1 protein-coding gene is annotated in these 461 nt (G+C 57.7%); it reads left to right on the top strand.

All coding sequences use genetic code 11. The annotated features are described in order from the left end of the window. Window positions 1-388, top strand: a 388-nt coding sequence (locus KMS84_RS43875) for a DUF3158 family protein (protein ID WP_256921314.1), incomplete at its 5' end; no start/stop codon positions are given. Window positions 389-461 lie beyond the last annotated feature (73 nt).

Raw genomic sequence — 461 nt, 5'->3', positions numbered from 1 at the left:
CCTGGCGCAGGTAGCGAGGGAAATCGAGGCGCAGTTATGTCACCTGATGGAGGCTGTGGTGCAGCAAGCAGGACATCCCCCTTACTCGCTGCTGGACATTCGTTTAGTGCTGCAAAACACCAGCGCAGGCAGCACCTTTTTGCGTTGGCGCACCCGTGACTTCGCCCGTATGGGCGTTGCGGTCTGGGAGAGCCACATCTGCAACACCTCCCTGCCGCAGGCCGTACGCGAGAGATTGCACCGTTTCGAATGCGATCGCATTGCACTGAACCTGCAGATGAGCGTGGTGCATTCGCTTTACCGCCAGGCCACCACCTGCGCGAAAAAAATGGCCAGTGCCGAACGGTTACTGCGCCAACTCACAACCGCAGTGGAGGTATCACGATGAGTACTTTTTTCGTCGGCGAAGGCAATATCGGCAGTGCGCCAGAGTTCCAAGAGTTCGCCTCTGGCAATGATGA

The organism is Streptomyces hilarionis (assembly GCF_024539675.1).
GTDB classification, from domain to species: domain Bacteria; phylum Actinomycetota; class Actinomycetes; order Streptomycetales; family Streptomycetaceae; genus Streptomyces; species Streptomyces hilarionis.
The sequence above is the reverse complement of the archived record's forward strand: the minus strand, read 5'-3'. Positions and strand labels throughout refer to the sequence as shown.